Origin of the sequence: Pseudarthrobacter sp. Y6 (assembly GCF_050156205.1) — a bacterium.
GTDB lineage: Bacteria > Actinomycetota > Actinomycetes > Actinomycetales > Micrococcaceae > Arthrobacter.
The window spans coordinates 4020773-4044701 of sequence record NZ_CP189574.1 but is presented as its reverse complement, the minus strand read 5'-3'; the positions used below and the strand labels follow the sequence as shown (position 1 = coordinate 4044701).

The following is a 23929-nucleotide window of genomic DNA, read 5'->3' as shown; positions in this document are numbered from 1 at the left end:
ACGCCCTTAGCGTACGATTTTTTCCGTTTTCAGTTTCTGGCCGCAATTTCATCAGATGTGCTATTGCGTTCGGTTTGAATATTTTGAAATCTGTCGTCATTTGCGCAGGTCAGGCCCCTATTGCAGTTGGGAATTTCCTTCGGGTGAGACTCCCGGCTCGACCTGGCATTGCGATGGAAACGCCCCCTGGCCTGCGCGTTTGCAATCAGATTGCATCTAATGAAAGATATATTCATCTGATGTAAGCGACAGAGGGGTGGCTTTTGATGGTCGGAAACGGCTTCGCGCCAGGGGCGGTGAGCCTGCATCTGGTCGGCGGCCTGCCGCTGCTGCGGCCGGAGGAGCAGGTCTTCACGGCTATGTTGGACGGCTGGCGAAACCAGCAGCTGGCCCGGAACCTCGCGTTCTCCACGATCGAGGGCCGCGAGAAGGCGGTACGGGCGTTCACCCGCCACGCCGATGCCTTCCCGCGGGACTGGTCACCGCAGATGGTTGATGAGTGGATGGGTGATCTGCGTTCGGTCCGTAACCTGCGTCGGTCCACGCTGCGGAGCTACCAGGTGACCATCCGCTCCTTCTGCGACTTCGTCACCGACCCTGCTTACGGGTGGTCGGCCACATGCCAGGAACGCTTCGGCACCCATCCAGTGCAGGTGATCCACGAGTGGAATGCCGCCGTGCACGTCCAGGAAGCGGAGGCGGATCCGGCCAAGCGTGCCTTCACCCGCGATGAGCTGCAGGCGTTCTTCGACCATGCCGATGAACAAGTCGGACGGGTGCGCGGGCGCGGACGCAAGGGCTGGCTTCCTGCCTTCCGCGACGCGATGCTTTTCAAGACCGCGTACGCCTTTGGGTTGCGCCGCAACGAGGTACGGATGCTCGATGTTGTCGACTTCGGCCGCAACCCCCGGGGCCAGGAGTTTGGGGATTACGGTGTCCTCTACGTCCGCCACGGCAAGGCAAAGAAGGGTTCCCCGCCCAAGCGCCGCAGCGTGCTGACGGTCTTCGACTGGTCAGCGGAGATTCTGCAGCAATGGAATGAAGAGGTCCGCCCGTTGTTCCCGACGGCCACGTCCGGGGGACTATGGCCCTCGGAACGCTCCACGCGCGTGGGCTTCACGCAGATGAACACCCGCTTCGGCGCCTATCGTGACGGCCTAGGCCTGGACAGGGGTCTGGATTTCCATTCCTTTCGAAGGTCCTACGTCACGCACCTGATCGAGGATGGCTGGGATGCCAGGTTCCTCCAGGAACAGGTCGGACACGAGCACGCGTCCACGACCTCGATCTACACCTGTGTCTCCTCCGATTTCCGCACTAGGACGCTCCGCCGGGCCCTGGACACCACGGTTACTGCTGCCCTGCAGCTTGAAAGGAAACCGCAATGAAACGCCAAGTCAGTTACCAGTGGCGGCTGCGGGAGGTCATGGCCACCCGCGGGATCTTCACGGCCGCCGATCTGTCCCCACTGCTGCTCCAACGCGGCATCGACCTGTCTTCGGTGCAGGTCTGGCGGTTGGTCACCCAGGTCCCTGAGCGGCTCTCGCTGCCGGTCCTCGCCGCGCTGTGCGACATCTTGGAAGTGACCCCCGCTGAACTGATCGCCACCCGGGCAGAAGCGGTGGCCCCACGCCGCACGGCCGCCGCGGGCGCCGATGTCGTAGACCTTGCCGCGACCATCCGGCCAAAGCGTGCCAGGATCACCCCCGAGCGGTGAGCCCGGCCTACGATACCCGCGAGAAATATGAGCGATGGCATGTACGCACCTGTGCCCGCTGCGGCCGGCAGGCTCCCAAAGCGGCGAACTGGTCAGATGGACCCATCTGCCGGACCTGTCTGGTCAAGGCAACCCGCACCTACGGTCCCTGCCCCGGCTGCGGCGACGGGCGCCTGCTGCCCGGCAGGGACCGGGCGGGCGCGCCCATTTGCCGGGACTGCGCAGGAATCACTCGCGATTTCTTCTGCAACCGGTGCCGCTTCGAGGGGCACCTGCTCGGCGGCAGGCTGTGCGAGCGATGCACGCTCGCCGACCGGCTAAAGGTTCTGATGGATGACGGCGCCGGCCGCATCCACGCACCTTTGCTCCCGCTGTTTGACCACCTGCGGACCATGCAGAACCCGGCCCGGGGGCTGGGCTGGCTTCAGAGCACACAGCCCCGGATGATGCTGAGGGACATTGCCGCCGGCCGGCTCGCCCTGACCCACGAAGCGTTCCAACAACTGCCCAGCTGGAGAAGCGCCGACTATCTACGCGACCTCCTCATGCAAAGCGGTGTCCTGCCCCTCAAGGACCGGCAACTCCTGCTCTTCGAAAGATGGCTGGCCGCCCATCTGGAGGCAGTGGCTGATCCCGAACACGCCGGGCTTCTGCACCGCTTTGCCACTTGGCACCAGCTCCGCAAACTAAGAGCCAAGACAACCAAAGCCCGGCTGGGTGATTCACCGGCCCGCGAAGCCCGCGAGCAACAGACCCAGGCTCTGGCGTTCCTTGCCTGGCTCACCCGCCGAGGCACGGCCCTGGACCGCACCCGGCAGGCCGATCTGGACGCCTGGCAAAGCGAGAATTACTTTACGCGCCGGTCATCCCACGCATTCCTGAACTGGTGCATGAAGAACGGCAGCATGCCGGTCCTGACCATCCGTTCCCGCCAGACAACGACGATCCGGACGCCGCTGGGTCAACACCAAAGAGTCAGCGCCATCCAGCGCCTCCTCACCGAGGAGAGCCTCCCGCTGCACTCCAGAATCGCAGGCATGCTGATCCTGCTCTACGCCCAACCGGCAACCCGCATCCTCAGACTCACGACCAGCGATGTCATCAACGACGGGACCACCACCACAATCCGTCTGGGCGATCCGCCAACACCAGTACCCGAACCGTTGGCCCTTCTCCTTCAGGACTATGTGGCAAACCGCCCCAACCAGGACACCGCGACCAACCCCGGATCCGAGTGGCTCTTCCCGGGACAACGCGCCGGAGAACCCATGCACCCCGTCACTCTCCGCGGGTTACTGCGCAAAATCGGCATCCCACCCCAACGCGGACGAAACTCCGCGATACGGCATCTGGTACTCCAGACCCCCGCGCCAGTTCTCGCCCAGGCACTCGGCTACCACCACACCAGCACCACCAAGATCGCAGCCCAAACCGGGTCCCCCTGGGCCAGCTACGCACCAGGCGACCACAACCAAACAACCAGCCAAAACTAAAAAGCCACACGAGTGCAGACCACTTGAATAAGCGACCACTGCCAGTATTCCCCTAATGGCGGCTTCCTCGTTCAAGTCTTCATCCGCGGCGGCCTATCCAGGCTTTCGACGGTCCTGGACTGAACCGCCAGCCGTAATCCCCAAGTCCGACGTGCAGTCAACGTCGAAGAGGTGGGACCTGAATACGTGAGAAAGGGGCCACGCCCCGATCCGTGTGATGGTGCTCGGCCTCGGGGACCATCGGGTACGGCCGTTGGCGCTAAGCACTAGCCAACGCCCCGGTCCCATCTTTTTGATATGTGTAACCTTTTGGGCCATGGCGGACAATACTAGGGCATGGGGAACGTTGAAACAGGTGACAGCTGGCTGTGGTCCCGCAGCGTCAAGGGCGACGGTGAAGCTTTCGGGATGTTGTATGACCGGCACCGTGAGGTCGGACGCTGGTATCGCTGCCAAAGGCGTACACAGTGGTGGTGGCGGTGGCCGGATCGAGATCTACAGCGACATCCGGGACGCCTACTGGGCCTATCCAGGATGGCTGCACACCTTATGATCCGGTTATCGTCGCGCACGGGGGCAGTGCTCCTGATAGGGCTTATGGCTGGCGGGTGCTCACCCCCGCCGCAGCCAAGCCCGACCCTTCCCCCGAATAGCCCAGGCGACTACATGGCGCTGCTGTTCAACTATCGAACCGACCAGACAACGAACTCGATCACCGTCACTACCGGTTACGGTGCGTGCGATACGCTCAAGTCCGCAGAAGCCAAGGAACAGGCCGACTCCGTCATTGTCACCATCACCGTGTCCCGAGAGCCGGATTCCTCGAGTACCTGTCAGGTAGCCAAGAACCATGACGTAACCCTCACGCTGAAGGCCCCGCTCGGGACCAGAAAAGTAATCGACGCCGCCGGCGGTGAGACAATCGCGACGGTCAAACCAACACCCTGACTGGGAACAAACCCCAGCCAACGCACTCTCAGGAGCAGCCCAGATTGTCGTGCTGAGCGCGGCTCCTACGGTTTCGGAACCATTCCCGGAGAACCTGGCCAGGATGTTGAATCGGGCCGAGTTCCTCAGCGCCGGCCACCCCGATGACCTGTCATTCCCTTGGGTCGACAGGATCCGAGGCGAACTTGTTATCACCGTGGTCTCCGCCGCCGGCCGCGAACAGGCCGTCTCCTTCCGTGCAGACGCACCCGTCCGCATTGAAGCGGTGCGGCACAGCCGCAGCTATCTGAAGCACATCATGGACTCGACGATCGGTCCCCGGGGCCGGGCCGCTGTCACGGTGTGGTCAACCTTCCCGGATGCTGCGAACAACCGGGTCATTCTTCAGGTCACCAGCCTGCACCGTCCGTTCCTAACCCAACTGGCCAGCACCTACGATCCGTCGGCCCTCGCGCTCGTCGTGGCGCCTATGCCACAGGCCCGTCCTCAGTAACGGTCATTCCGTCCAGACTGGCCCCGTGCCAGGCAACCACGACCGACCGCTGGCGGGACTCAAAAACCGCACGAATACAGACCAGTTGAATAACGGCCACTACCAGTAAAACGACCCCGAATTGAACCCGGTGCCGCTCCGGCCGAGCACGGACGTAGACGCGGCGACGGCCTCGAAGGCGTCCCTGCATTCCGTGCCCCAAGCCGTTCTGCATTCCTGCTCAAAGCATCGCAGTGGGCACTGACATTCTTTGGTCAACTGGCTCGGGAAGGAACCCTGCCGGGCCGGCGTCGCCTCGCGGCACAAGGCGGAGGGTCACAAATGTCCGTTCGCGCTCAGTCCTTGAACAACCCCGCCAGGTCCTCGGCCGTGATCGAACCGCTGGACAGGGCGTCGCCTTCCATCACATCCGCGAACAGCTGGGACTTCCGGGCTTTCAGGGCCATGACCTTTTCCTCGATCGTGTCCTTCGCCACCAGCCGGTAGACCATCACATTCCGGGCCTGCCCGATCCGGTGCGTCCGGTCCACGGCCTGTGCCTCCGAGGCCGGGTTCCACCATGGATCCAACAGGAACACGTAGTCGGCCTCGGTCAGGTTCAGGCCAAATCCGCCGGCTTTCAGCGAAATCAGGAACACCGGCGCGCTGCCGTTCTTGAATTCATTGACGACGTCGGTACGGTTTCGGGTGCCGCCGTCGAGATAGCAGAACTCGATCTTCTCCTCCACAAGCCGCTCACGGACCTTGCCCAGGAAGCCGGTGAACTGGCTGAAGATCAGCGCACGGTGACCCTCGGCCACCAGATCCTCCAGCTGCTCGAACAGCACATCCAGCTTGCTGGACCTCACGCCGGACAGCGACGGATCCACAAGGGACGCGTCCAGGCTGAGCTGGCGTAGCAGGGTCAGCGACTGGAAAATGGTGAACCGGTTCTTGTTCACGTCCTCGATCAGGCCCAGGATCTTCTGCCGCTCACGCTGGAGGTGCGTCTGGTAGACCTTCTGGTGGCGCGGGTTCAACACCACCTCCAGGATCTGCTCCTGCTTGGGCGGCAGGTCCTGGATGACCTGGTCCTTGGTGCGGCGCATCATGAGCGGACGGACCCGACGGCGGAGCTTGTCCAGCTGCCCCTTGTCGCCGTTCTTTTCCACCGGCTTTTGGTAATACTCAGCGAACCGCTTGGGGCTCGAGAATAGTCCCGGCGCCACGATCGACGTCAGCGCCCAGAACTCCATGAGATTGTTTTCCAGCGGGGTGCCGGTGATGGCCAGCTTGAAGGCCGCAGGGAGCTTCCGCGCGCACTGGTACGCCTTCGACTGATGGTTCTTCACGAACTGGGCTTCATCCAGCACCAGCCCCGCCCAGGTCTTGGAGGCATAGGAATCGTAGTCGATCCGGAACAGCGCGTAGGACGTGATCACGATGTCCGCGCCGCCGAGTTCAACGGCCGCATCCTGGCTGTTCTTGGCAAAGGTTTCGCTCACGATGCGAACCGTGAGGCCGGGAGCGAAGCGCGCGGCTTCCGCCGCCCAGTTGCCCACGACGCTGGTGGGGGCCACGACCAAAAAGGGAGTCCCGCCGTCGGGCACTGGAACGTCGGGCGCTGGTGTTTCAGCACCCTCAGAGACAGACGCCGCCTGCTCCTTCGCGGCGCACATCAGGGCGAGGGCCTGCACGGTCTTGCCCAGGCCCATGTCGTCGGCGAGGATCCCGCCCAAGCTGTGTCGGTACAGGAAGCTGAGCCAGTTGAAGCCTTCCAGCTGGTACGGCCGCAGCTCCGCATTGAGCGAGGCAGGCAGCGGCAGCCCGTTGATCCCGCCTTCGAGCAGCCCGCCAACGGCCTCACGCCAGGCCGCGGCTTGCTCGTCCACGATGCCCAGCTGCGTGAGCTCGTCCCAGAGCCCGGCTTGGAAACGGCTGATCTGCAGCGGGGCGTCCGTGTTGTCCTGCAGCGAGCGGGCTTCCTCGATCAGGGCGCGCAGCTGGTGCAGTTCGGGGAGGTCCAGCGAGAAGTAGGCGCCGCTGGGCAGGAGCATTTTGGTCTGACCGGCGGCCAGCGCGGAGAACACGGCCGCGAAGGACACCGGCTGGCCCTCGAGCGAAATCTGGATGCCAAGATCGAACCAGTCGCGCTGCTCCGTGGCCTTCGTGGAGATGGAAACGACAGGCGCTTCCTCGGCCTCCCGGTAGTCGGCGATGTCCCCGGCAGTGTCCACTGAAACGTCCGGAGCGTTCCGGAGTTCTGGGAGGACGTCTTCGGTGAAGGCCAGCGTGTCCAGGCCGCTCAGTTCGGCGGACGCGGACAGGCGCGGCGTGCCCCAGCCGCCGGTGGCCGATTCGCCCAGGGCCGGAACAACGTTCCACGGCTGGCCGATGCCCTCCAGGATGCGGGCTTCGGCGGTGTCGTCGCGGTAGCCGTGGTCGCCGGGGTGCCGCCACAGCGGTTGGGCGGTGACGAGGTTCCCGGACTTGTAGTGCCATTCCCAATGCAGCCGGACGCGGTGGTCCGCGCCGTAATTCGCCAGCAGGGAGAGAGTCGGGAGGGCCAGGGCGGGCAGCGCCACCGACTCATCCGTCGCCGTGACCCGGGCTGCCTGCTTGAGCTTCGGGTAGAAGCCGGTGAGGAAGCGCGTCTCGTCCTTCGCCGGAATATGCAGGGTGCTGCCGGCCGTGACGAACGTCAGCAGTTCCTCGCTCAGCCCGCTTTCCAGCGGGGCCAGCGTGATCACGTTGTCCGCGGAAACACCGGGCAGCGCCTCCCCGCCCGTGGTCAGGAAAATGCCGTGCGCGGGGCGGCCAATCGTCCCCACCGACGCCGGATCAACGTCTTCCCCCTCAACGGTGATGGTGGGCGCGAGCTCCAGCCCGCCGTCGTCGGCTGTTTTCGCCGCGACCTCCGGAGCCGCAGCGTCCCCACTCACGGGCGAGCCGTATCGGCTCAAATTGAGTCCGACGGCGGCGGAGGACTCCGCGAGCCGCACCGGCTCAGTGCCGCGGCTGTGAACCAGGGCGAGGCCGATCTTTTTGGCGTCGGTGAGCAGGCTCCACAGGTTCTTCCCGGCGAACGTGTTCAGGCCCAGCCACAGCGCGGAGGAGTTATGAACCCGGTTGGCGGCGGCCGTGTGTGCGGCCAGGAACGCCTGCATCCACTCGATGTGCGCCTCGTTGCATTCGCGGCGGAAGTTCAGGTAGCTGAGGGTGTTCCAGGAGACGTCGCCGCGGATCCACTTGCCCTTGGCGCCCATGATCACCGGCCGGGCCTTGAGCTGGCGCACGCTGCGGAGCGGGTCGCGGCGGCCTGTGTAGGAGAAGTGCGGCGCCGGTTCCTCGATCTCGAACTGGAGGGCCAGCGGGATGCCGCTGATGGACTGCGTGATGCCGGGCTGCGAAATGAGCGGGCTCAGTGCCTGCTCCCAGTCGGCCAGGTCCAGGCTGACGGGTTGGCGGGAAAGCCGGGAAACTTCAGCCGGGGCCAGGAGTTGCACGCGGATGGCCGGATTGTCCTCGGCGGCGAACAGCAGCGCGGCCACGTGCTTGCAGTCCTTGCGGACAGGGCAGCTGCAGACGCCCACGGTGCAGCTCCAGCCGCCCGATTTCCGCACCAGCTTGGCCGTGGTGGAGTAAGGGACGTCGGCACCTCCCCGGACCTTGCCCAGCATCAGCCCGGTGGCGGCGTCGAACGACATTCCGGAAACCCGGCTGCCCATGGCATACGCCAACCCGGCCGCGAGGGAGCGGTCGTTAATGGCGGGGGTCTGTATTGCCAGTGCCGCACTCTCGTCCGGTTGGGATGGCATGGTGCGCGCTACTTTCAGCTGGCCACGGGGGTGCCGTGTCCGATCGGAGGTTATCTGCTTCATCTTAGTTCGCCCGGCGGGAGCCTGAAACTTCGCCTGACGTTCACTTCCGCCTCAACTCACTGCGGTCCGGGCCGACGTAGCGTGAAAGGGTCCTGAGCAGCACCGAAGCATTCAGCAGTGAGGAATCCCATGACCATGAGCCAGAACCCTGTCGTCCTGACCAAGGCCAGCATCGATGCAGGCAGCGAGGAGGTTGTAGATACCAACGTTCACGTGGTGAACGCCATGTACGGGAAACTACTCGACGCCGGCGAGATCGCGCCCGCGGCGCTCGGCAGCTACTACGTGGACTTCTACGTCACGCAGTCTTTGGAGGGCGGCTTCGCCCAGTATGTGTTCACCGCGGACCGCGACGAAGTGGACCCGCTCATCCGCGAGGGCCTGGCGGGCATGGGCGCAACGGCCCACCTGGAGCTCTTCAACCGGACCGTTGAAGCGTTTGATGCCTTGTCTGAGGAAGACGAAGAGCGCTACCTCGACGGCGACCTGGACACCGAGGAAGAGTCCACCGACGCCGTGCGCACCATCGAGGAACTCGACGGCGAGTTCGAGGAGCTGTTCGAAACCGAAAACATCACCGCCCTCAACGCCGCCTGGCTCCTGCGCCAGGAGGGACTGATGGTGCTCGACGAAGAAGAGCTCGACGCCTACATTGACCGTCAGGTTGCGCTCATCCCCAACCTCGAGGAGCGCCAGGCCGCGGCCGACGAGGAAGCACTGGAGGACGCCCCGGATTTCGAGGTCATCATCCGCGAACTGTGCGACATCGCCGGCTACACGCTGCAGAAGATCACCATGGGTGACCCCAACTACATGCACGACGGCGAGAAGACTCTGGCCTGGCACTTCACCACGGACCACGGCGACTTCATCATGGTGGAGGACGAAGAAGAGGCGTTCATGATCAACCCGGAGACCCAGGAAATCGTGGCCGCTGTTGAGTTCGAGGAAGCGGACGACGACGAGATGATCGACGCGTAGGACCCTCACCTCGGTCCCGGGCCGGGTTCGTCGGGTCGGTTCGCCCGGCGGCCCGGCAACCCGCCCGGCGGCCCGCCCGCCGTCGTTGTAGCTATTAGGCGTTCTGGTCCAGCGCCTTGGCGAGGATCTCCAGCAGTTCCTCGTTCACCTGGTCCACAGACGTGAGCCGGACGCAGCGGTCGAAGGGATCATCGGACCGGACCTTCAGGGCTTCCAAACGGCCTCCGGCGGCTGCGTCGAGGCGGAGGGCGATGTCCACAGCGGTGTTGGTGGTCCGTGTGACCTGGGCGAACTTCCGGCGCGGGCGTTGAGCGAGACGCAGCCCTTGCCAGTGCGGTACATGGGTCCGCAGCCGGGCCCTGGAAAGAAATTTAGGAGGCGCCGTAACCTTCCCGGTCCGGCCAGCGATGTAGGGGGTGATGGGTTCCTCACGGAGCCGAATCTGAATTGTTCTCTAGGTTTTGGAGTGTCATATGTCGTTGTTCACTGTTCTCGCCACCAGCAAAATCGCCGCCGGAGTTCTCGCCGCGGGCACCTTGGCCGTCGGTGGAACCGGCGTCGCAGCTGTTTCCGGCGCCCTCCCGGCCGACGCACAGCAGACCGCCCACGAGCTGCTCGGCGCCCCGGCCCCGAAGCTGGCCGCTGACGCCACCGAGTCGGCCTCCGCAAACGCTTCCGGCGATGCAGCAGTATCCGGCGAAGCAGCCGTCTCCGGCAATGAGGTCGCAGCCGAGGCCAACGCCTCCGCCGCCGCCGGCACCGCAGTGGACGCAGCAGGTGCCGCAGCCTTTGGCCTCTGCACCGCCTTCACCAACGGTGGACTGAACGAAGCCTCCGAGGGCTTCTCGTCGCTGGTCATCGCCGCCGAGGGCGAAACCAATGTTGACGCCTTCTGCGCCGACGTCGTTGCGCAGGGTGCCGCTTCCGCTGACGCCGACGCTGCTGGCGAGGGTTCTGCCGCCGCCAAGGCTGAGCGCCCCGAGCTGCCCGCCGTTCCTGCTGTCCCCGCCGTACCGGCAGTTCCGGGTGCCGACGGCGAGCCTGCCGTTCCCGCCGTTCCTGCTGTTCCCGCCGTGCCGGGCGACGTTGTAGACGTTCCGGCCGTTTCGGGCCGCTAGGACCTGCTCAGCTAGTGTGGACTGCGGGAACCGGCTCCGGACGGACCGGATTCCCGCAGTCCACATGGCAGCCAGATAGCTGACCGACAGCAGCGGAGCACACCGCGCCGAATACCGGGATGAGCGAGTCCGCTGCCCGGGATGGAGGAGCCACTGGTGCTAGACACTTTGGCCGAAGAAGACATAGATACATTTGCAGACACCGCCGGCGCTGATCCGGCTGTGCTCTTCGGCGCTGTCTATCGAACCTTTTCCGGAGCAGTCCAGGGCTACCTCAAGGCCCGCGGCGTGGATGACCCCGAGGCTGTCACCCAGGACGTGTTCCTGGCGTTTTTCCCGAAGATCGGTGAGCTGACCGGCGGGCTGCAGGGCGCCAAGTCGTTGGTGTTTTCCATCGCCCACGCCCGGATGGTGGACTACTACCGGCGGGTTGAACGCCGGCCGGACTTCACCCCGTACGACCCCCTGCAGGACGGGCGCAGCACGGCGTCCGCGGAGGACCACGCCTTGGGCCACAGCGGCGGCGCGACTGCCCTGCTTGAAGGCCTCGCCGATGACCACCGCGAGGTACTGGCCCTGCGGGTCGTGGCGGACTTATCCATCGAACAGGTGGCCGGCATCATGGGCAAGTCCCAGGGTGCCATCAAGCAGCTCCAACGCAGGGCGCTGCAAAACCTCAAGGACCAGACTCTTAGAAGAAACCAGGCAGACCATGAGTGACACCGCAGGCTCACCCAACGGTTCCCGCGACGACGTGTCTGTTGGCCGGCTGCTGCTGGAGGCAGGGCTGGACGACGACGGCGGCCTCCGCCCCGTTCTGCTGGAGCTCCAGGCGCTCGCAGCCGAGCAGCCGGTGCCCTCCGATGCAGTAGCCGCGCTCATGATGCCTGCGGTGAAACAGGCTGCGGACCAACGGGCAGCCACCCGCCACCTGGCGGTGGTTCCCGCAACGGCGGCGGTGCCTGGAACGGCGGTTGTCCCGCAGCTCCCTGAAACCGTTGCTTCCCCTCGGTCAGAGCCCGAGGTAGCCCCCGCTGGGGACCCTGCGGTGGCGACCGACGAGCTCGCCGCCCGCCGCCGTGCCAGGCGCCGGATCACCCTCACCACGCTGTCCGTGGCCGTTTCGCTGGCGGCCGGCGGCGCTGTTGCCGTTGCCTCCGATCAGGGGATCAGGGATTCCATCGGCCAGGTCAACCACGCAGTGACATCTTTCGTGTCCACCGTTGGCGGCCGGCCTGCCCCCGCGCCGGTGGAGACCCCGGCTCCGGGACCGGTCCAGCCCGGCGTCCCTGCCGTAGGGCCCACCGGGCCGGCTGTCACTGTGCCGGTTCCGGCCGCTCCGGGATCCGGTTCCAGCCAGGCCACGCAGCACGCTCCCGCCCCATCGGGTTCAGCGCCGGCAGTTCCCCCCCTGCCAGACCTTCCCCTACCTGAAAACGTCACGCCGGGTGCGCTGGGTGGGCCGCTGAACGGCGAGGGACAGCCCCCGGCCCTGCCCCTGCCGCCCACGCCTCCAGTCCCGCTGCCCGGTGTCCATCCGTAAGCGGTTCATCCGCAAGCGCCTGAACTGTCAGTAGCCTGACGCCGCTGTCCGGATCAGTTCCCCGGCCGGGGTGGCCAGATACCAGACGTTGTTGACGCCCTGCCCCAGGATGTCGCCGGGATTCTTGTCCTGCTGGTAGTAGTACAGCGGCAGTCCATTCAGGGTCACCTGCTTGGCCCCGTCCGGCCTCGTGATTGTCCCGAGCGTGCCGGTGACCCTTTCGGCGGCAGGCGTGGCCGCGGTGGTGAGGAGCGGTGGCCACGCGGTCAGGCACGCCCCAGTGCAGGCACTGGTGCCTGAATCCTTCACGTCCTTGGTGAAGAAATAGACACTCATGCCAGCGGCGTCAACCACGATGTTGCCGGCACTTGAGGACGCTGTCTTGAGGTCGACGGCGGCCGCTGCGGTGGGGGAGCCAGCGGTCGGGGTTGCGGACGTGGCCACCGGAGTGGTGGGAGCGGCGGTTGTGGTGGTGGTTCCAGGGCTGCCGCCGCAGCCGGAAAGTGCGGCCGCGAGGGCCAGAGCGGCAAGACCTGTGCCTAGATTCTGTTTCATGGGAATACTCCTCGGCTGGGGCCCGGCATCGGATCGCCGGACGCTAACCGGTACGACGCACGAAGGTGAAGAATGGTTCAAAGTGAACCGTTTTCCGTCCACGGACGTTATATCGCATGTAGAGGCGGAGCTTCAGCGTCTCGCTGTGGAAGCGCGAAACAATGGGCCCGCAGTTATGACCGCGGACTGGATCAGGACAGGAGGGCGCTATGCCGCTGGACGAGGACGTGGTGGCCGCGATCTACCGCGAACACAGCGGCGCCCTGCGCCGCTTTGTGCTCAGCGCGTCCCGTGACCCGCAGCTGGCCGAGGACGTGGTCCAGGAGACCGTGCTGCGCGTCTGGCAGCAGGCCCCGGACATCACCGGAAGCCTCCGCAGTTACTTGTTCCGGACTGCCCGGAACATCATGATCGACAACTACCGCAAAGCCCAACGTCGCCCGGCCGAAGTGATGGAACGCGAACTCGCCGATCCCGCCGAAGCCTTGGAACGCGTGGATGAAGTCCTCAACCGCGTGCTGATCGAGGAGGCGCTGCTCCGGCTCAGCACCGAACACCGCGATGTCCTCGTGGCACTCCACTATCGCCGTTTCACCGTCAACGAGGCCGCCGTGCAGCTGAACATCCCCAGCGGAACCGTGAAGTCCCGGGCCTACTACGCAGTCCGGGCACTACGGACCGTCCTGGACGAAATGGGGGTGGAGCGGTGAACGCCTCTGAGCTGCACCACCTGCTGGGCGCCTACGTGCTCGGCGGGCTTGACCCCGCGGATTCGCAACGTTTCGAAGGCCACCTCGAGTCCTGCGTGGACTGCCGGACCGAACTCGCCGAGCTCGAAAGCCTGCCGGCCCTGCTGGACGCGCTTCCCGTCCCGGACGCGGTGGCGCTCACCGTGAGCGCCCGCCCCGGGTTGGCCCCCGAGCCAGCCAGTTCAGTGCCCCGCGCGGTCCTCGAAGAACTGGCCACCCGGCGTCGTAAATTACGACGGCGGTGGGCGGCGCTGGTGGGCGCCGTCGCCGCCGCATGCCTCGCCTTGGGCCTGGCCGCGGGCCCGCTGCTCAGCCGGCCGCCCGTCCCGGATGCCAGCTACTCGGTCCAGTCCGGCAACGGCCTGAAATTCAGCATCGACCTCGCCCGGAAAACGTGGGGCACCGAGCTGGCCGTGAACGGCAGCAAACTGCCGCTGGACGGGACCCTCTCGCTCTGGATCCGGGACCGCGACGGCGGCGAGGACCGGGCATGTGCCTGGACCGCCACGCCCAGCGGGAAGGTGAAGGTCATGGGCGCCACGCCCGTTCAGCTGGCCAGCATCGCCAGCCTGGAACTGCGGGATGAAACCCAGCAGGCCGTTGCTGTAATCATGGTGCCGTGATCCTCTTGCCGGTAATCCCTTTGCCGGTGATCACGGTGGTTTGATCACTGTGCTTTGAGGGCGCGGAACTCGGCCACCAGCCCAGGGTCCTCGCAGGCCCGGGCAAACGCTTCGATCCTCGTGTTGATCTCACGGCCCAGGAGCCAGGCGCCCATCCGCTCCGCCACCGGCCGCAACCAGGCCGGGCGGCACGAAAAGGTGTACTTCCAGACGGCGCGGGTGCCGCCGTCGTCCGCGGTGAAACGCCAGCCGCCGCCGAAATTCGTGAAGAACCACGGTCCGGACACCATGGTCATGCCGACGTTTTTGGGTGGCGCATACGAAACGCATTCGCTCACCATCACCAGGCCCAGGCGGGACACGGTCCGTGTCCGGACGCCCTTTCCGGCGGACGTTGCGCTGTTCAGGAAACCTTGGGCAGAGATGAACGGGTCCCATTTCAGCCGGAACGCACCGGTGGTCTGGGAGAGGGCAAAGACTGTCTCCGGATCGAGGCGGATGTGGCGTTCGGCGCGTACCTGGGGCATGGACCCACCCTAACTGGGGGGCGGGGTATTCCGGGATGGGGCGGGCTTCTCCGGGCCGGTCCCGGAGAAGGCGCCAGCCCTACATCTTGGCCAGGCGCGCCCGGACCACCATGAACATGCCGTAGCAGATGAGACCGGCACCCACGGCGGCCAGTAAATACACGCCGAAGGGCTGGTCGCGCAGGGCCCTGAGTCCGCCGTCCAGGCCCGTGGATTCATCTGGATGGGCGCCCAGGGTGGCGATGGTGATGAGCATTCCGGTCAGCAGCAGGACTATGCCCTTGGCGATGTAGCCGGTGACGCCCAGTACTGTGACGGCTGTCCGGGCGGAGGGAGAGACGGGCATCGTCAGGTGTTTCTCGAAGGACTTCTTGATGCCGCTGATGGCGTAGATGATCCCGGTGATGGCCATGCCCAGTCCCACGAGGACCAGCAGAGCTACGCCGCCGGGGGCCTTCATAACGGCGACGGTGAGGTCGCTCGCGGATTGCTGGTTGTCGCTTCCGGACCCTGTGCCCATGGCGAAGCTGGCCAGGGTCACGGCGAGCCCGGCAAACACCACGGCCTGCGCTGCCGCTTTGGCCTTCTTGCCGGCTTTTTCCTTCATGGGCAGCCGGTTGTAGTCGAAGACGGCATCGCTGGCCTGCCAGACGGCAAGCGCCGCGCAGGCGGCGAAGCTGGACCACAGGAGGAATGGCCCGGCGGGCTGGCTGGCCAGTTCGGACACAGCCCCGCTGAAGTCAGCATTCCCCGAACCGCCCATAGCGAGGCGGATGGCGATGGCCCCCACCAGGAAATGCAGGACGCCGCTCGCTGCGAAACCCGCCCTCGCCAGCAGCTCCAAGGCCCGTGAGTTGGTGACGTCCTCCGCCGTGTCGGCGGCCTGCCTGAGTTCTCTTTTCATGACGGTTCCTTCGGGCCAGTGCCGGACAGGCGCAGATTTGCGTGCCCCCCGCACAAGCCCATCGTGCCACGACAAGCGAGCCGCGAACAGTCCCGAATTTCTCGTCCCGGACCATCCCGACCCTGGTGACTGGCTCGGGGCTCCCGCGATGGGGAGTGTTCCCCATCGCGGGATACTTGCCGCCGTACGACGATATGTCCAGCGATAGATCTAACTCTTATTACTGTCCGGGGGAGACACCATGACTTTTTACGGCGCGGACGTCAGCCAGCTGCGCGAGCTGGCGAAGGCCGTTGACAAAGCGGCAGCGCTGCTCAGTAGCCGGGCCAGCTCCCTGCAGGGCCAGATCCAGTCCGCGCCATGGAAGGGCACCGACGGCGAGCTGTTCCGGCAGGACTGGTCCGGCAACCACCGTCCCAGCCTGGAGCGGGTGGCATCCAGTCTCCGCCACAACTCCAAGCTGCTCCTGCAGCACGCAAACGAACAGGAGCAGTCCTCTGCCGAGACCGGCGGCGGTAGCGGTGGCGGTGGCTCCAGCGCGCTGGACAGGCTCAAGGACCTGGGCAGCCGCGCCCAGAACTGGCTGGAGGAACAGGTAGCGAAGGCCGCAGCGGCTGAGGCCCACCGCCAGGATCTAAAGCAGGGCATGGATGGCATGCTCAAGGCCAGCCCGGAGGAGCAGGCCAAGTGGTGGGCCGGCCTGTCTGAGGCGGACCGGCAGTACCTGATCGAAGGTGTGGACGAGGACGGCCACCCGCTCGCCGAGGACCTCATGAGGATGGACGGCGGCATTCCCCTGTCTGCCCAGGATCAGGCAAGTGCCCACCTTAGGGAAGTCGCCAAGACCGAAACTCCCGTATACACGGAGTCTGGCAAGGCCTCCCTTGATGCCCGGGTTGCCTGGTTCCACGCCGGCGCGGAGGGAGGCACCGTCGTCGTAGAGAATGCAGACGGTTCGGCCACCATGAAGGTCTACGGGAACGTGGGCGTAGGGGTGAACGACACCACCGGCACGGCCGGGGTCATGCTGAACGGAGAGGCCTCGCGCGAGTACAAATTCGGCAGCCTGGAGGAGGCCATGGCCGCCCGCAACCAGATTTATACGGATCTCCCGCCGGACAGCGTCGGTGAGATCAAGGAAGTGGCGGGCAACCCGCCTGGCTACATCCTGGACACCATCAACGATGCTGCGGACGACAACGGCTCCACCGGCCACGACGACAAAGCCAAGGGAACCCTCTCCTTCGAAGCCAAGGGTGACTCCGCTATCGCTTCGGGCTCGGCGAAGCTGGATCTCGCCTACGAGCGGAACATGACGGAAGGCACAGCAAAGGCCACCGGCGAGGTGTCGGCGCAGGGCAAGCTGGACCTTGACGGCAAGGTGTTCGAGGCCTCGGGGAAGAGCGGCCTGGAAGTCAATCTGGATAAGAACGGCAACATGGAATCGATCGCCGTAACCATGGAGGGCACGCTTGGGGCGGGCGCCACCGCGGGTCCCGACCTCCAGGGCGCCAAGGCTGAGTCCAGCGTGACAGTAGGCGCGCAGGGCACCGTGAAGATCGATGTCGACTACACCTCGGAGAACGCGGCCGTGATCGACAGCTACATGCGCAATGTGGCGTTGGGAGACACGGTTGCGGCCGGCGAAGACGCCGCCAAGCTCTACGAGGCAGGGTCTGCAACCGTCCAGGAGAACCGCGTGGCCACAGTGTCCAACGAGATCGGCATTGACCTCAAGGCCGGCGAGGTGGAGGTCAAGACGGAGAACAAGGCATCCACCAACGTGTCCACGTACTATAAGGTCCCGAACGACACGAAGCTCGAGAAGCTCTGACGTCCCGTGCCGAATCCATTCCGGAGACCTTTTCCCGCAGTTCTTGCGGCACCATTTTGGGCACTACCGCCAGCCAGCCCGGCCAGGACTTACCGCTAAGGAGCAACCATGTCAGTGCATATCGAGTCCCCGCTGGGGTTCACGGCAGACTTCCCCGAGCACACCCAGGTTCTGGAGGATTCCACAGCCGGGCCCAACACCGAGCAGTATGGCCTGCTGGGAGGGGTTCTGGTCACAGTCATCAAGGATGACACCTCGGTCACCGATGCCCCGCAGGCCAACGGCTGGGCACACCTCATGTCAGGCTTCTACCTTGAAGAACGCGCAGGGACCCTCCTGACCGAAGGCGAACTGAACCTTCCCGGCAAGTCCTCGTACGCCGTCGTTGTTGGATACACGGATCACTCGGGTGAGGCCAGAGTGGCGGCAACTGTCGGTGTCTGGGAGAACAGCCGGTTTATTGGTGTTGTGGTGATCTGGCCGTACGTGAACCCGGAGATCGAGCCGCGGCTGGGGATGCTCAAGGAGATCGTCGCCGCCATCAGCGTGGGCTGACGGCCCCGCTTGTTACCGGGCACGCATCTAAGTAGCAGTAGATGTCGTTTTGACGGCTCATAACAACACCTGCTGCTACTCAGTTTCCGGAGGCTCAGCGCCGGCGGTAGCAGAGGTCGAAGATCAGCCGGCCGGCCTCGTGGGCCTTCGCCTCGAAACTGGTCCGGATCCGGCCGTCGAAGCGTGGCGCCCAGCCGCCAGTTTCATCCACGCCCTCGTTGGGGCCGGTGTGTGCGGTGCTCACCGGCGCCCGGCCTTCGCGGACGGGAGCGCCGCCCACCAAGGTTTCGACGCCGGATTGCCACACCTGGGTGAGCGGGCTTTCGGGTCCGTGGCGCTCGCCGGTGTGGAGGTTTTCGAAGTCCGGCGAGTCCGCCAGGACGTCGCGGACATGGACGGCGTAGTTGGACCAGTCAGTAGCGACCCGCCACAGGCCGCCCTTGGTGAGTGCCCGTGCTGCCAGTTCGGCAAACTCCGGCTGGATGAGGCGGCGTTTGTGGTGCCGTGACTTGTGCCAGGGATCGGGGAAAAACACCCACAGTTCGCTGACTGAACCTGCCGGCAGCATGGTGGCCAGGACCTCGGGCGCGTTGGCTTCCACCACGCGGACGTTGTTCAGCCCGCGGCTGTTGATCTTGATAATGGTGTTGGCCAGCCCCGGTGTGTACACCTCCACGGCCAGGAAATCCGTGTCCGGGTTCTCCTCGGCGGCGTGGCAGATGGCATCGCCCAGCCCCGAACCGATTTCCACGATCAGCGGTGCCTTGCGGCCGAACTCTGCCTCGGCGTCGAACGTGTAGTCCGGGTGGACCGACGTGTTCGCAATGTGCCGGGGCACGTCCAGCGCCCACCGGTCCGAGTGCTCTTCCCAGGCCGTCTGGCGGCGCCCCTGGAGGCGGGTACCGCGGCGTACAAAGCTCACCGGCCTGCCGCCGTAAGTGCCGAACGACGCCTGGGTTCCGGGTGTCACCGGGCGCGGGACATGCGGAGGCTGGGGAGATTCTGGGGATTCGCTCATCCCTTCCAGAATAGAGGAGTCAGTCCCGGGCTGGCGTGCGGACAGCCAGTGAGCGCAGTTCCCGCAGGATCTCCAGCTGTTCGTTGTTGATGGTGGTAAGCCGCTCAATCTCCTCTTTGGCCTTCACGTTTGTGTCGTAGTCGTGCTGCGCCATGGCCGCAGCAATGGCATCTTGGCGCTTGGCTGCGATGAGAAGAATTGCCCCTTGGAGTCCGGCCAGCATGGACAGGAACAGGTTCAACAGGATGTACGGATACGGGTCCCACGCCTGGGACGCCAGAATCCAGGAGTTCAGGGCAGCCCACACCATCATGAAAGCTATAAATCCTGCGACGAACCGCCAACTGCCCATGCTGTTGCGCATAACATCGGCGGCGCGTTCGCCCCGGCTCAGGGTTGCTTTGTGTGCGGCATGCCAAGTCTCTCGCGGTTCGCTCATGCGCCAAGCGTAGGCGCTTCCGCGTTTCCCGCAGCCCCGGCTGACGCGCCGCCCGCCCACCCGTCGGGATGGAACTGGCCACGGGCGCGCGCAATGACAGAATGGTCCCCGTGACCCGTGCTGACAACGTTGAAGTGCCTGGACTGCTGGTCGACGCCGAAATCGACGACATCCCGCCAGCAGCCCCGACGCGCCTTCCGGGCCAATCGGGCAGCGGACCGGAGAGCCCGCGGAGCGGCCGCCGGGCCCTGGCCTACCTGGGCCTCTGCCTGGTGCTTATCGGGCTGAACCTCCGCACGGTTTTCTCCAGTGTCGCCGCGGTCCTCCCGGAGATCACGTCCGACGCCGGCCTGCCGGGCTGGGCCGTCGTGGTGCTCACCACCGTGCCCGTCACGCTCCTGGGGGTCTTCGCGCCGCTGGCCCCCGTCCTGGCCCGCCGGTTTGGCGCCGAACGCGTCCTACTCGGAGCCATGGCCGTACTCACGGCAGGACTGCTGCTGCGGCCCGCGGACATCGGCGGCCTGGTGCCCGGTGCCGGCCACCTCCCAACCCTGCTGGCGGGAACTGCTGCGTGCGGTGCCGCCATCGCCCTGTGCAACGTGCTGCTGCCGGGGCTGGTGAAGCGCGATTTCCCGCACCGGCTGGGCCTCATGGGCGGGCTGTACACCACTGCGATCTGCGCCTCGGCCGCCCTCGGAGCCGGCTTTACCTACCCCGTCTTCTCGGCGACGGGGGAGTGGACCTCGGCGCTGTGGTTCTGGGCGGTTCCTGCCGCTGTCGTACTTTTGCTGTTCCTTCCGGTGGCGCTGCGCCAGCATCCCGTCCGGCACCAGTCCGCCAACCTCGGCGTCAACGTCTGGCGTTCGGCGGTGGCGTGGCAGGTGACCATCTTTATGGTGCTGCAGGCCATGATGTCCTTCAGCGTCTTTGCCTGGCTGGCGCCGATCCTGCGCGAACGCGGCGTGGACGGCGGCACGGCCGGCCTGATGGTGTCTGTTTCGATCGTGCTCCAGATGATGGGCTCGCTGTTTGCCCCGGCGCTGGCGGCGAGGTTCCGTGACCAGCGGGCCATCAATGTGGTGGTGGCGCTGATGACCGGCGGCGGGTTCGCCCTCAGCATCTTCGGACCACTGGAACTCATCTGGGTGTGGACCGGGCTGCTGGGATTGGGGCAGGGAAGCCTCACTGCGGTGGCCCTGACCATGATCATGCTGCGGACCCGCGACGGGCACACCGCCGCGCACCTGTCCGGGATGATGCAGGGCGTGGGCTACGGCTTGGGTTCCACCGGCACGCTGATGGTGGGCCAGCTGCACCAGGCCACGGGATCGTTCACGGCCGCCGGGGTGCTGTTCCTGGTGGTGGGAGCGCTGGCCGCCGTGTTCGGTTACCGCGCCGGCCGGAAAAAATTCGTAGGCGGCTGACCCCGGCGGGCCAGCCGCCGCCGTACGTCCTGACCCGACATTTCCTGGCCGAACTGACTCGCAGCAGATGTCGTAATGAAGGCTCAAAACGACCCCTAATGCGAGTCAGTTGGGCGCTCGGCGAGGCTAGTGCGTGAGGTCCTTGCCCATGGTTTCCGGGATGCTGAAGACGAACACTGCGCTGATAGCCAGCAACACCACCGCGTACACATTGAACAGGTTGGGCATCTGCATGGTGGTGCCCAGCCACTGCTGCAGGTACGGTGCGGTTCCGCCGAACACTGCCACGCAGATGGAGTACGGGACGCCGACGCCCACGGTCCGGATGCTTGTGGGGAACAGCTCGGCGTACACCGCGGGAACAATCGCGGCGCTCGCGGCGATGAAGATGAGCATCACGGACATGCTCACGGCCAGCTGCCAGGCGGAGTCCTTGAGCAGCCACGTCATGGGGAAGTGCATGATGCCGGTGCCGATCGCGCCTGCCCACGGGACCTTTTTGCGGCCGATGCGGTCAGAGAGCTTGCCCCAAAAGGGGAGCGCGGCGATGAATACAAGGTTGCCGATGACGCCCGCCCACAGGGCTTCGCCGCGGTCGATCTTCAGCGCGGTGGTGGCGTAGCTCGGAGCCACAACGCCCCAGACGTAGTAGATGACGGTGAGCCCAACCGTCAGGCCGATCACCTGCATAGCCTGCTTGCGGTGACGGACAATCTGCGGCCAGATCGGCGCGCGTTTCTCGGTGGGTGACTCACCCTCGAAGACGTCGCTTTCGTGCAGACGCGACCGCATGATCAGCGCGTAGAGGCCCAGGGCGGCGCCGATCAGGAACGGGATGCGCCAGCCCCACGCATTCATGACTTCCGTGCTGAGCGCCATGTTCAGGACCGCGCCCAGCAGCGTACCGAACAGGATGCCAACGGTGCCGGACGTGTAGATCAGGGTTGCCCAGAAACCGCGCTTTTCCTTAGGTGCCACCTCGGACAGGTAGGTCTGCGACGACGGCAGCTCGCCGCCGTGCGCCAGGCCCTGAACCAGCCGGGCCACCAGCAGCATCAGCGATGCCCAGGCCCCCACACTCGCAAACGAGGGTGCGACGCCGATCATCAGGCTGCCCACGGACGCCAGGCCAACCGCAAGGGTCATGGAGGTCTTGCGGCCGATGCGGTCACCGATCCAGCCGAACAGGAATCCGCCGAAGGGACGGGCAACGAAGCCGACGGCGAAAATCGCCAAGGTGGACAACACGGCCGACGCGGGGTCCGCCTTGCTGAACAGCTGGCTCGCGATGAACGGGGTGAACGTCGCGTAGATGGCCCAGTCGTACCATTCGACGGCGTTGCCGATGCCGGTGCCGATGATGGTCTTCCGGGTGGCCGCCCGGTCGGTGAGCTGAGGGTTGACGGTGCTGGTCACGGTTTTCTCTCTGATGGGTGGGTTTAGGAGGCGTTATCGGCCGACGCCGGTGCAGATGCTTGCGCGGCGTCCGCCGCTGATGCTGGTGCGGCCGCCAGTGTGGCGAGCCGCGAAATGGCGAGTTCCGCATAGAGGGCGGCCCCGTCAGCCAGAACGCCGTCGTCGAACGTAGCGTAGGGCGAATGGTTGAACGCCGCGATGATGTGATCGGTGCCGTGGGGCACGGCGCTCAGTCCGATGAACGTGCCGGGCGGGCACGAGGCTGCCGCGACCGAACTCCGGGCCGTCCGGAACGTCAGGTTCACGGCATCCACCACCGGCCGGACCAACTTTGTGATCATCATGTGGCTGGGCTCGCTGGCCGACGTCCTGGAGATGGAACTCGCCATCCAGGAGCGCATTCCGGGCATCGAACTTGTTGAGAGCGTCGTCATGCTGAATACGGCGAAGCGCGTGGGCTGGATGCTGACCCCGGACTCGACGGCGAGTGGCGCCGTCGTCGTCGTCCCGGTCCCGAAGTGAATCGCCCCGGGTTTAATGGAGGGTGTTGAGTCCTTGAAAGGATGAGCACCATGCCAGCACCGAAAAAGTATCCTGACGAGCTTCGCCAGAGGGCGGTCCGGCTTGTGATGGACGCGCAGAAGGACCCGAGTGGCCGGCGGGGTGCCTGCACCCGGATTGGTGCGCAGCTGGGCATCCCGGCAGATACCATCCGTGGCTGGGTGCGTAGCGTGGAGATCGATCAGGGCGTGCGCCCTGGCACTACCACCGATGATTCGACCCGTCTGGCCGAGCTTGAACGCGAGGTTGTTGAGTTGCGCCGGGCCAATGCGATTTTGAAATCAGCATCAGCTTTCTTCGCGGCGGAGCTCGACCGCCCCTCACGACGATGATCTCTTACATCGATAATCACAAGGACGAATACGGGGTCGAGCCGATCTGCAGAGAGCTGCCGATTGCCCCGTCGACCTACTACGCTGCCAAGGCACGACCGGAGTCCAAACGGTCAATAACCGACGCCGTGACGGCGGAGAAAATCACCCGGGTGCACCGGGAGAACTACAGTGTTTATGGGGCCAGGAAAGTTTATGCGGCGCTGAACCGAGAGGGCTACAAAGTGGCCCGGTGCACCGTGGAGCGGCTGATGCGCCGTACCGGGTTGCACGGTGTTCGCCGTGCCAAGGGGCCCCGCACAACGGTGCCAGGACCCTTGTCGGAGCGGCCGGCGGACCTGGTTCGGCGACAATTCAGCGCACCTGCTCCGAACTGCCTCTGGGTCGCAGACATTACCTACATTCGAACGTTCTCCGGCTGGGTTTACGCGGCCTTTGTTTTGGATGTTTTCTCCCGCCGGGTGGTCGGCTGGCAGCTCTCCAGGACCATGCACACAGCCCTGGCACTGGACGCCCTGGAGATGGGGTTATGGACCCGCCGGCGCGAGGGGAAGGACGTCTCCCAGCTCGTACACCATTCCGATTAAGCCGAGGAAATCGTTAAGCCGAATGTCGGGCTTGTTGCTACGTCGTTTCGGGACTCCGGGGTAGTTTTCTCGGCTTAACGATTAGGCGCTCTTTGGCCCCTCAGGCCACAGCTCCATCGCGAAGGTATGCCCACCGTTTACGCCTTCATACATTCGTCACGCTGGGCATGGCGAAATATGGCTGGATACCGCCGCTTCCTCCATCAGCCAGTCTCACTGACGAGGATTGGTCTGGCGACAACAACCTACAAA

Annotated in this window: 24 protein-coding genes, 2 pseudogenes and 1 other annotated feature; of the genes and pseudogenes, 17 read left to right on the top strand and 9 right to left on the bottom strand. The window is 65.2% G+C overall.

Going from position 1 to position 23929, the window contains the following annotated elements:
* Window positions 1-296: 296 nt before the first annotated feature.
* The 5 genes from ACQCSW_RS19525 to ACQCSW_RS19505 all read left to right on the top strand — a co-directional run bounded on the left by ACQCSW_RS19525 (window position 297) and on the right by ACQCSW_RS19505 (window position 4651).
* Entirely contained in the window at window positions 297-1388 is a 1092-nt protein-coding gene (locus ACQCSW_RS19525) for a tyrosine-type recombinase/integrase (RefSeq protein ID WP_426988560.1), read from the top strand.
* Window positions 1385-1717, top strand: coding sequence for a helix-turn-helix domain-containing protein (locus ACQCSW_RS19520; RefSeq protein ID WP_426988558.1), 333 nt, complete (start codon window positions 1385-1387; stop codon window positions 1715-1717). The genes ACQCSW_RS19525 and ACQCSW_RS19520 overlap by 4 nt, the downstream gene beginning before the upstream one ends.
* A 329-nt stretch (window positions 1718-2046) precedes the next feature.
* On the top strand, window positions 2047-3210 hold the full coding sequence (locus tag ACQCSW_RS19515) for a hypothetical protein (RefSeq protein ID WP_426988556.1): 1164 nt from the start codon (window positions 2047-2049) through the stop codon (window positions 3208-3210).
* Window positions 3211-3876: 666 nt separating this feature from the next.
* Complete coding sequence (locus tag ACQCSW_RS19510) at window positions 3877-4158, top strand: hypothetical protein (RefSeq protein WP_426988554.1); 282 nt, start codon at window positions 3877-3879, stop codon at window positions 4156-4158.
* 103 nt (window positions 4159-4261) lie between these two features.
* Complete coding sequence (locus tag ACQCSW_RS19505; protein WP_426988552.1) at window positions 4262-4651, top strand: hypothetical protein; 390 nt, start codon at window positions 4262-4264, stop codon at window positions 4649-4651.
* 335 nt (window positions 4652-4986) lie between these two features.
* Here ACQCSW_RS19505 and ACQCSW_RS19500 read toward each other — a convergent pair whose 3' ends face one another.
* Window positions 4987-8448, bottom strand: coding sequence for an SNF2-related protein (locus ACQCSW_RS19500; protein WP_426988550.1), 3462 nt, complete (start codon window positions 8446-8448; stop codon window positions 4987-4989).
* 192 nt (window positions 8449-8640) lie between these two features.
* Between ACQCSW_RS19500 and ACQCSW_RS19495 the strand changes: the two genes are divergently transcribed.
* A complete protein-coding gene (locus tag ACQCSW_RS19495) occupies window positions 8641-9492 on the top strand; it encodes a DMP19 family protein (RefSeq protein WP_426988548.1) in 852 nt (283 codons plus the stop codon).
* Window positions 9493-9586: 94 nt separating this feature from the next.
* Here the strand turns inward: ACQCSW_RS19495 and ACQCSW_RS19490 are convergent, their stop codons facing one another.
* The gene (locus ACQCSW_RS19490) at window positions 9587-9751 is read right to left on the bottom strand and encodes a hypothetical protein (RefSeq protein ID WP_426988546.1); all 165 of its coding nucleotides are present in this window, start codon (window positions 9749-9751) and stop codon (window positions 9587-9589) included.
* Window positions 9752-9965: 214 nt separating this feature from the next.
* Between ACQCSW_RS19490 and ACQCSW_RS19485 the strand changes: the two genes are divergently transcribed.
* The 3 genes from ACQCSW_RS19485 to ACQCSW_RS19475 all read left to right on the top strand — a co-directional run bounded on the left by ACQCSW_RS19485 (window position 9966) and on the right by ACQCSW_RS19475 (window position 12153).
* The gene (locus ACQCSW_RS19485) at window positions 9966-10610 is read left to right on the top strand and encodes a protein tyrosine phosphatase (RefSeq protein ID WP_426988544.1); all 645 of its coding nucleotides are present in this window, start codon (window positions 9966-9968) and stop codon (window positions 10608-10610) included.
* Window positions 10611-10751: 141 nt separating this feature from the next.
* Window positions 10752-11330, top strand: coding sequence for an RNA polymerase sigma factor (locus tag ACQCSW_RS19480; RefSeq protein ID WP_426988542.1), 579 nt, complete (start codon window positions 10752-10754; stop codon window positions 11328-11330).
* Window positions 11323-12153, top strand: a complete 831-nt coding sequence (locus ACQCSW_RS19475) for a hypothetical protein (protein WP_426988540.1) — start codon at window positions 11323-11325, stop codon at window positions 12151-12153. The genes ACQCSW_RS19480 and ACQCSW_RS19475 overlap by 8 nt, the downstream gene beginning before the upstream one ends.
* A 27-nt stretch (window positions 12154-12180) precedes the next feature.
* Here the strand turns inward: ACQCSW_RS19475 and ACQCSW_RS19470 are convergent, their stop codons facing one another.
* On the bottom strand, window positions 12181-12708 hold the full coding sequence (locus tag ACQCSW_RS19470) for a COG4315 family predicted lipoprotein (RefSeq protein ID WP_426988538.1): 528 nt from the start codon (window positions 12706-12708) through the stop codon (window positions 12181-12183).
* A gap of 209 nt (window positions 12709-12917) precedes the next feature.
* Here ACQCSW_RS19470 and ACQCSW_RS19465 point away from each other — a divergent pair, with 209 nt between their 5' ends.
* Together ACQCSW_RS19465 and ACQCSW_RS19460 are read left to right on the top strand one after the other, a co-directional pair.
* Window positions 12918-13418 carry a sigma-70 family RNA polymerase sigma factor gene (locus tag ACQCSW_RS19465; RefSeq protein ID WP_426988536.1) on the top strand — a complete coding sequence of 167 codons (501 nt, stop codon included), beginning with the start codon at window positions 12918-12920 and terminating at the stop codon, window positions 13416-13418.
* Complete coding sequence (locus tag ACQCSW_RS19460) at window positions 13415-14080, top strand: anti-sigma factor family protein (RefSeq protein WP_426988534.1); 666 nt, start codon at window positions 13415-13417, stop codon at window positions 14078-14080. The genes ACQCSW_RS19465 and ACQCSW_RS19460 overlap by 4 nt, the downstream gene beginning before the upstream one ends.
* A 44-nt stretch (window positions 14081-14124) precedes the next feature.
* Here the strand turns inward: ACQCSW_RS19460 and ACQCSW_RS19455 are convergent, their stop codons facing one another.
* Entirely contained in the window at window positions 14125-14607 is a 483-nt protein-coding gene (locus ACQCSW_RS19455) for a type II toxin-antitoxin system RatA family toxin (RefSeq protein WP_426988532.1), read from the bottom strand.
* 79 nt (window positions 14608-14686) lie between these two features.
* Complete coding sequence (locus tag ACQCSW_RS19450; RefSeq protein ID WP_426988530.1) at window positions 14687-15511, bottom strand: DUF1206 domain-containing protein; 825 nt, start codon at window positions 15509-15511, stop codon at window positions 14687-14689.
* 241 nt (window positions 15512-15752) lie between these two features.
* Between ACQCSW_RS19450 and ACQCSW_RS19445 the strand changes: the two genes are divergently transcribed.
* Both ACQCSW_RS19445 and ACQCSW_RS19440 read left to right on the top strand, forming a co-directional pair.
* Window positions 15753-17345, top strand: coding sequence for a hypothetical protein (locus ACQCSW_RS19445; protein WP_426988528.1), 1593 nt, complete (start codon window positions 15753-15755; stop codon window positions 17343-17345).
* A gap of 108 nt (window positions 17346-17453) precedes the next feature.
* The gene (locus ACQCSW_RS19440; RefSeq protein WP_354250764.1) at window positions 17454-17900 is read left to right on the top strand and encodes a hypothetical protein; all 447 of its coding nucleotides are present in this window, start codon (window positions 17454-17456) and stop codon (window positions 17898-17900) included.
* Window positions 17901-17994: 94 nt separating this feature from the next.
* Here the strand turns inward: ACQCSW_RS19440 and trmB are convergent, their stop codons facing one another.
* Complete coding sequence (gene trmB / locus ACQCSW_RS19435; protein ID WP_426988526.1) at window positions 17995-18918, bottom strand: tRNA (guanosine(46)-N7)-methyltransferase TrmB; 924 nt, start codon at window positions 18916-18918, stop codon at window positions 17995-17997.
* 19 nt (window positions 18919-18937) lie between these two features.
* A complete protein-coding gene (locus ACQCSW_RS19430; protein WP_111908209.1) occupies window positions 18938-19357 on the bottom strand; it encodes a DUF1003 domain-containing protein in 420 nt (139 codons plus the stop codon).
* 101 nt (window positions 19358-19458) lie between these two features.
* Here ACQCSW_RS19430 and ACQCSW_RS19425 point away from each other — a divergent pair, with 101 nt between their 5' ends.
* Window positions 19459-20781: an MFS transporter gene (locus ACQCSW_RS19425; protein ID WP_426988523.1), complete on the top strand. Its 1323-nt coding sequence runs from the start codon at window positions 19459-19461 to the stop codon at window positions 20779-20781.
* A 126-nt stretch (window positions 20782-20907) separates the two neighbouring features.
* On the opposite strand, the gene ACQCSW_RS19420 is transcribed toward ACQCSW_RS19425, so the two are convergent.
* Window positions 20908-22197 (bottom strand): MFS transporter, encoded by a 1290-nt coding sequence (locus ACQCSW_RS19420; protein WP_426988521.1) that lies wholly within the window; start codon window positions 22195-22197, stop codon window positions 20908-20910.
* A 23-nt stretch (window positions 22198-22220) separates the two neighbouring features.
* Window positions 22221-22448 (bottom strand): annotated as a pseudogene (locus ACQCSW_RS19415) (amidohydrolase); the annotation flags it as partial.
* On the opposite strand from ACQCSW_RS19415, the pseudogene ACQCSW_RS19410 reads away from it, so the two are divergent.
* The 3 genes and pseudogenes from ACQCSW_RS19410 to ACQCSW_RS19400 form a co-directional block, all read left to right on the top strand.
* Window positions 22438-22719 (top strand): annotated as a pseudogene (locus tag ACQCSW_RS19410) (Lrp/AsnC family transcriptional regulator); the annotation flags it as partial. The pseudogenes ACQCSW_RS19415 and ACQCSW_RS19410 sit on opposite strands and share 11 nt — an antisense overlap.
* Before the next feature lie 50 nt (window positions 22720-22769).
* Window positions 22770-23090 (top strand): transposase, encoded by a 321-nt coding sequence (locus ACQCSW_RS19405; protein WP_426988519.1) that lies wholly within the window; start codon window positions 22770-22772, stop codon window positions 23088-23090.
* Window positions 23048-23161, top strand: a sequence feature (AL1L pseudoknot). (Overlaps the previous gene by 43 nt.)
* Window positions 23087-23677, top strand: a complete 591-nt coding sequence (locus ACQCSW_RS19400; protein WP_426988517.1) for an IS3 family transposase — start codon at window positions 23087-23089, stop codon at window positions 23675-23677. (Overlaps the previous feature by 75 nt.) Before ACQCSW_RS19405 ends, ACQCSW_RS19400 begins: the two co-directional genes overlap by 4 nt.
* Window positions 23678-23929 lie beyond the last annotated feature (252 nt).